Here is a 6,270-nt window from a genome sequence, read left to right on the forward strand (position 1 = left end):
CCTGCCGGATTCTGCGGATGAGTTAAGAACGCCGCCGCAGCGGTTTGTGAAGTTAGCAAACGTTTTATTCTGAACCGGGCGGTATTTATATAAAGCACCCGCGTCAGCTGTGGAGCCACTGGTGCCGGTATATGCAGCACCAGCCGGTGGTGATGGACCCGCTTTACCCCAACCAGCATGACGACGAAAGCCCCCGAAGAAAAGTGTGCTGGCCGGAAGTGCTGGATATCGAGTCCAGAACCGCGCCGGAATAAGAGCGTCAGAATCTCAAGTCGGTTTCATCTGTTGATTTATTTTCTCCGGCTCCTTTTATAAAAAGTCACAGCGGTTGAATGAAGTAACGCTTGATTTAAAACAGGCGAGTCTGAAGCTGCGGCCTGCTATTTTGGGGCCGGTATATCCACATCTGGTGGCGGCGTCACGCCATCTTCCCTGATGTTCAGGGCAATATATCAGGAATATAAATTATGCCAGTAAAACTTAATTTGATTCCAGAACCCGCGCTGAGGCCAACATCGCCGGTTCGTTCACGCTGGTTTAAAGGTCTGGCCGTAATGCTGCTCATGGGGGGACTCTGGGCATGTTTTTCAGGTTTACCGGTCAAATCAGCCAAATTCTGGTTCTTTTCTGTCGGTATTCCGGCGCTATTGTGGCTGGTCGTGGCATCGTGTCGGGAGATGTTTTATCTGTTCGGGCAGGCCTATGCTAATGCGTGGGACAGACGCCGTGAGGAGGCGATTCTCAAGGAAGTCCGTCGGGGGCGTCGGGCATTGCAGATACTCTATGGCTCGTTTATTACTGCGCATAGCGGACCGGATAACGGGTTTTGCTACACCCTGGCGGAGCCGTTAATACAAAATCAGAGCGCTATATGCGCGCAGATCTCCTGGCAGGGAGCAAGTAATATTCGTCACAGCCGAATTATTCCTCCCGATATTTCTCCTGATCTGTTTTTGTCGCAGATTTTTGCTGATTTACTTCCGGCGCTGGCTATCCCACTCGGTCGGTATTCCGATAATCAGCCTGTTGCCCTGCTGTTCGAGGCGGAGAGTTCTGTATCCAGCCAGCGGGTGCGAGAGCTCTGGCGCGATGCCTGGCAAAAGAGCGGCATCCGGCAACAGCCGGAATATATCGAAGGCCACGGTCTGGCGGCGATTGATTACTGGCTGGACAACCGTATCCGCGAAAACACTCTGCTGTTGGTGGTTGCGTTACAGATTGCCCCGGAGAACCCGGACGGCACGGCTGAAGCCGTGACGACGTTACTGCTGGGCAATCGTCTGACGCAGAACGTTCTTGCACCCTGTGCGTTGATGCATCGCCCGGAGCAGGGCACAGCAAACACCCTGGCGGAAAACATCGCTCAGGCGATGGACTGGGGGCCGGTGCAGCCGGAAGAGGTGCATCATTTATGGCGAACCGGGTTATCCGTCACTGAACAACGGGCGGTTACCGCCCTGAATGGCCTGCTGCCGCTTCAGGGGGTGGACATGAACAGGGCGCAGTATGACCTTGATACCTCCCTGGGACAGGCTGGGCGTGTTGCGCCCTGGCTGGCTATTGCTGCCGCAGCGCAGACGGCAGTTAAGACTCAAGAAAATCAACTGATTATAAGTGGTGAGCAGAATGGCTCAGCGATGTGGAGTACGGTAATAACACCTTACCTTTCAGGGCGGGAGAATATACATTGAGGTATTTTCCATGGCTGTTGAAAAATCCGGACACCGGGTTCAGGCTGATAATGTCGCCGCTGCGGTCATCATCGGTCTGGCCTGCTTTATGATCTGGCGTTATCCAGCAAAAGCCGGGCTGCTGCCCGGCAGCATAAGACTACTCGTTAGCTGACGGGGCTGCATGTTGGCGCGGCGGGCAGCCTGTTGTTTACCGTTCTGGCACACTTTGGCGTCCATATTCCCGGACGGCAAATGCGTGCGGAAATATAGGGGGCTGAAGTTCTTCGTGAGGAAAAAGCAGCGCCGGAGAAGCCCCGACCCGCCGCGGGCCGCGGCGTTGTGTTATCAACAAAAAAAGGCATTCATATGAGCAGAGGAAATTATCTGGTGGTGGGCGACAAAACCAGCTGCGGTGGCGTGATAGTTGAGGGAGACGTCACTCAGACAATCATGGGTAAAGCGGCAGCGCGTGAAGGTGATAAAGTAACTTGCGGCAAATTCCCCGGCGTTTTTTACATCTCCGGGGGCATGGTAAACGATATGGTTAACGGACGAAAAATGGCAGGAACTCTGGAAAGTCGTAGTACCTGTCCCTGCCAGTCGCGGTTTATTCCTTCCATGCTGAACGATACCTACGAAAGTTGACCGCTGAAAAATTATGGATGACGAAGCGCCTGGCCTGTCAGGGCGATTTCACTTGCCATGTTGGACCAGGGCAGTGCTCGCACAAAACGCATCGCGTTTTGAACGCCCTTCAGGGCGGCACGCAGGGTGAGCATCGCGAATCATTCTCACGTACCGGATGTACGCTCCGGTTTCTGTGTGCTGTCCGTGTCCAGAGTGGCTGCGCCAACAACGCCTGGTGGGCGAGGCGCTAAGCGCTAAAGCATCTATTGAATGGGGGAAGGTTGCCTGGAATAACAGAGGAAAGCGGTATTGCGAGCGGCTATGAACAATAAAAAAGCAGCGAGTCTTGCAACTCGCTGCTTTTGTGGGGTTTATGAACAAGCAGGAACGACTACAGCTTATTCAAAAATTTGATTGGTCGGCACGAGAGGATTTGAACCTCCGACCCCCGACACCCCATGACGGTGCGCTACCAGGCTGCGCTACGTGCCGACTGCTGGGTGCTAATACTACCTCTTTCCGCCGCGAATGCAAGGGGAAGCCCTGCTAACTGATTTATAATTAATCAGTTAGCAATAAAACGTTTCTCATCGGTCAGCACCTGCAGCAGCAGGCTCAGCTGCGGCTTCTGATCCTTGATCTTTTCACCGCGCAGATCGTAGGTCTGATACTTACCGTTGCTGTTTAATACCAGCGTCATTTGCGGAGTGGTGATGGCCAGCGTGTTGCCGTCCGCTGCGGTGACCCAGTAGTGACGACGGCTGGCGTTAAACAGATCCTGCCCCTGTGAATACTCGCTGGCCGGCGTGCTGACGTGCAGCAGCCGCTGCATCAGGGTGGTCATCATATCGGTATGATCGGTCAGGGCGTTAATACGCTGCGCCGGCGTGCCCGGCCAGTGAATCACCAGTGGCACCTGCAGGTGGCCGCGTGACCAGCTGAAGTTCTGCTCCTCCGGCTCCAGCGCAACGCCGCGCCCGGCGGTGATAATCACCACCGTATTCTCCAGCTTACCGGCATGGCGCAGCGCGTTCAGCACCCGGTCTATCTGGGTATCAACTTCGCCTGCGGCCCGGGCATATCGTCTGACAAACGTGCTCTGGTTATCGTCAGCGATGTTAGTGCCGTTAAGGGCGATCCAGGAGAACCAGCGGTTATCCTCCTGGGCGTAGCGGCCCAGCCAGTTGATCCACTGGCTGGCCGTCTGCTCATCGGACTGGGTCTGGACGCTTGGCATAGAGAAGTCCGACAGCAGCGCCTGACGGTAAAGCGGGCTGGTGAAGCCGTCAGAGGAGAACAGCCCCAACTGATAGCCCTGCTGATTGAGCGCCGAGATAAGCGCGGCCGGCGTTCTGCTGGAGAGAATGCCGTCCATGTAGCTGGGTGAAACGCCGTAAAACAGGCCGAAAATGCCGTTGTCGGTGATATTGCCGGAGCTCATATGGCGCGTAAAGGCAATATTCTGTTCGGCGAATCCGGCCAGGCGCGGCATGAGCTTTTCATAGCGCGAATAGTTCAGTCCGTCGACGGTAATCAACAGCACGTTCTGCCCGGTGCCCATATCGCGATAGCGTAGCTCGCTCAGCGGATACTGCACCGAAACCGCCTCCGGATTGCCCTGTTCGATCAGCCGACGCTGGTACTCCTGCGCATCCAGCAGACCATGCTTTTCCAGAAAGCGGCGCGCGGTCATCGGATAGGAGAGCGGCAGGTTGGCCCGCTGCATGGTGATCGGCCGATAGAAATTGGCGTCGGCCCAGATATAGACCAGGTGGGAGGCAAGAAATGCGGTAAAGAAGAGGGCGGCAAGCGGCCTCGCGAAATGACGGCGGCGCGTCAGGCTGCGCAGCTTTTGCCAGCTCCAGGTGGCAAACAGCATTTCAATTAACAGGATCACCGGCACGCTGATAAACATCAGCTGCCAGTCGCGCGCCATCTCGTTCTGGTCCGGGTTGATAACCAGCTCCCAGACGATAGGGTTAAGATGCAGATGGAAGCGGGTAAAGACTTCGCTGTCGATCAGCAGCAGCGTCATTCCCGCCGTTGCCAGAATCGCGGATAAAAAGCGCATCAGCCGCTGGGACATAACGATAAAGGTCAGCGGAAAGAGGAACAGCAGGTAACAGGCAAACACCAGAAAGCTGAAGTGCCCGATAATGCTCAGGTAAGAGTAGATGCGCCCGGTGAGGGTCGTGGGCCAGTCGGCGACGAACAGGTAACGGCTGCCGAGCACGATGGCCAGCAGAATATTGAACAGGGCAAACCAGTGCCCCCAGCTAACCATCTGGGAGACCTTTTCACGGTAGCGCTGACGATGAGTTACCATAACCTGTCGTTCGTTTTCCAACGCCTGGTTTACAGGCTGTTAATGCGCTTTGTCTTCGCTAACCGAGGCGTGCAGCGCGCGGGTAAAAGAGTTGGCAATCGCCTGGCGCTGGGCCGGGGCAATGCTGGTATTAATAAGGTTGGTCACCATATTTCCCAGTACCATCAGGGAAAGATCGGTTGGTGCCTTATGTTTTTCCAGTACGTTGAGCATCTCGGTGAGGAGTTGTTCAACGTGTTCGTCACTATAGCGGGAGTTTTGTGGCATAAATCGACATCAGTTTATACATGAAAGGGCAACATATTACCGTAGCGACAGTTTTTTTTCCGCATTTTTATACCCTAAAAAAATCGAGTTGCAGGCTAAAAACGCCGCGAGCGCGTTTGCGCGTCCTCTGCGCTGGCCCGCCGTCCACGCCGCCGGAGGGCGGGGAACGCGAGCAAACGTCCGCAGGGCAGAGAACGGACCAGGCGTTCTGGAAGGCGGCCCGCAAAACGGCAGCAGACTTCAGTTGCTTCGCTTCGCGGGTGATGGTTGAATACCGCCCGGTCATAAAGGAGAGTTTATCATGAGTCTGGATATCAACCAGATTGCCCTGCACCAGCTTATCAAGCGCGATGAGCAAAACCTTGAGCTGGTCCTGCGCGATTCATTACTGGAACCGACAAACACCGTTGTCGAGATGATGGCAGAACTGCACCGGGTCTACAGCGCAAAGAATAAAGCGTACGGCCTGTTCAGTGAAGAGAGCGAGCTGGCGCAGGCGCTGCGCTTGCAGCGTCAGGGCGAGGAGGATTTTCTGGCCTTTAGCCGGGCGGCAACCGGTCGCCTGCGCGACGAGCTGGCGAAGTATCCGTTTGCCGATGGCGGCATCGTGCTGTTCTGTCATTATCGCTACCTGGCGGTGGAGTATCTGCTGGTTGCGGTGCTGAACAATTTAAGCAGTATGCGGGTCAATGAACAGCTGGATATTAACCCGACGCATTATCTTGATATCAACCACGCGGATATCGTTGCCCGCATCGACCTGACCGAGTGGGAAACCAATCCGCAATCGACGCGCTATCTCACCTTCCTGAAGGGGCGGGTAGGGCGCAAGGTCGCCGACTTCTTTATGGATTTCCTCGGTGCCAGCGAAGGGCTGAACGCCAAAGCGCAAAACCGCGGTCTGCTGCAGGCGGTGGACGACTTCACCGCCGAAGCGCAGCTGGATAAAGCCGGGCGGCAGAACGTGCGTCAGCAGGTTTACAGCTACTGTAGTGAACAGCTGCAGGCCGGGGAGGAGATTGAGCTTAACGCGCTGTCGAAAGAGCTTTCCGGCGTCAGCGAAGTGAGCTTCAGCGAATTTACCGCCGAAAAAGGCTACGAGCTGGAGGAGAGCTTTCCGGCGGATCGCAGCACCCTGCGCCAGCTGACTAAATATGCCGGCAGCGGCGGCGGGCTGACCATTAACTTTGACGCGATGCTGCTGGGTGAGCGCATTTTCTGGGATCCGGCCACCGATACGCTGACCATTAAAGGCACCCCGCCGAACCTGCGCGATCAGCTACAGCGGCGGACGTCCGGCGGCAGCTAAAGGCCATAAAAAAACCCCGCGTGAGCACTGAGGGATCCCCACAAACTCAGCGCTAATAAACCAGCACC

General features: G+C 55.7%; 7 protein-coding genes and 1 tRNA gene. 5 read left to right on the forward strand and 3 right to left on the reverse strand.

Translation table 11 applies throughout. The features are described from left to right. The first annotated feature begins 131 nt into the window (after positions 1 to 131). The 4 genes from GJV78_RS23965 to GJV78_RS21980 all read left to right on the forward strand — a co-directional run bounded on the left by GJV78_RS23965 (position 132) and on the right by GJV78_RS21980 (position 2,318). The gene (locus tag GJV78_RS23965) at positions 132 to 254 is read left to right on the forward strand and encodes a hypothetical protein (protein WP_269140514.1); all 123 of its coding nucleotides are present in this window, start codon (positions 132 to 134) and stop codon (positions 252 to 254) included. Between the two features lie 300 nt (positions 255 to 554). Further along, on the forward strand, positions 555 to 1,691 hold the full coding sequence (locus GJV78_RS21970) for a hypothetical protein (protein ID WP_155110217.1): 1,137 nt from the start codon (positions 555 to 557) through the stop codon (positions 1,689 to 1,691). Positions 1,692 to 1,701: 10 nt separating this feature from the next. Next, entirely contained in the window at positions 1,702 to 1,845 is a 144-nt protein-coding gene (locus GJV78_RS21975; protein ID WP_155110218.1) for a hypothetical protein, read from the forward strand. Positions 1,846 to 2,039: 194 nt separating this feature from the next. Next, positions 2,040 to 2,318 carry a PAAR domain-containing protein gene (locus tag GJV78_RS21980; RefSeq protein WP_155110219.1) on the forward strand — a complete coding sequence of 93 codons (279 nt, stop codon included), beginning with the start codon at positions 2,040 to 2,042 and terminating at the stop codon, positions 2,316 to 2,318. 397 nt (positions 2,319 to 2,715) lie between these two features. Here the strand turns inward: GJV78_RS21980 and GJV78_RS21985 are convergent. From GJV78_RS21985 to GJV78_RS21995, 3 genes are all read right to left on the reverse strand, one after another. Next, positions 2,716 to 2,792: transfer RNA gene (locus GJV78_RS21985), tRNA-Pro, on the reverse strand. A gap of 73 nt (positions 2,793 to 2,865) precedes the next feature. Beyond that, the gene (yejM, locus tag GJV78_RS21990; RefSeq protein ID WP_155110220.1) at positions 2,866 to 4,626 is read right to left on the reverse strand and encodes an LPS biosynthesis-modulating metalloenzyme YejM; all 1,761 of its coding nucleotides are present in this window, start codon (positions 4,624 to 4,626) and stop codon (positions 2,866 to 2,868) included. A gap of 39 nt (positions 4,627 to 4,665) precedes the next feature. Continuing rightward, complete coding sequence (locus GJV78_RS21995; protein WP_155110221.1) at positions 4,666 to 4,893, reverse strand: YejL family protein; 228 nt, start codon at positions 4,891 to 4,893, stop codon at positions 4,666 to 4,668. Between the two features lie 301 nt (positions 4,894 to 5,194). Here GJV78_RS21995 and yejK point away from each other — a divergent pair, with 301 nt between their 5' ends. Further along, complete coding sequence (gene yejK / locus GJV78_RS22000) at positions 5,195 to 6,202, forward strand: nucleoid-associated protein YejK (protein WP_155110222.1); 1,008 nt, start codon at positions 5,195 to 5,197, stop codon at positions 6,200 to 6,202. Positions 6,203 to 6,270: the final 68 nt, after the last annotated feature.

This window comes from Intestinirhabdus alba (assembly GCF_009711095.1).
In the GTDB taxonomy this organism is placed as follows: domain Bacteria; phylum Pseudomonadota; class Gammaproteobacteria; order Enterobacterales; family Enterobacteriaceae; genus Intestinirhabdus; species Intestinirhabdus alba.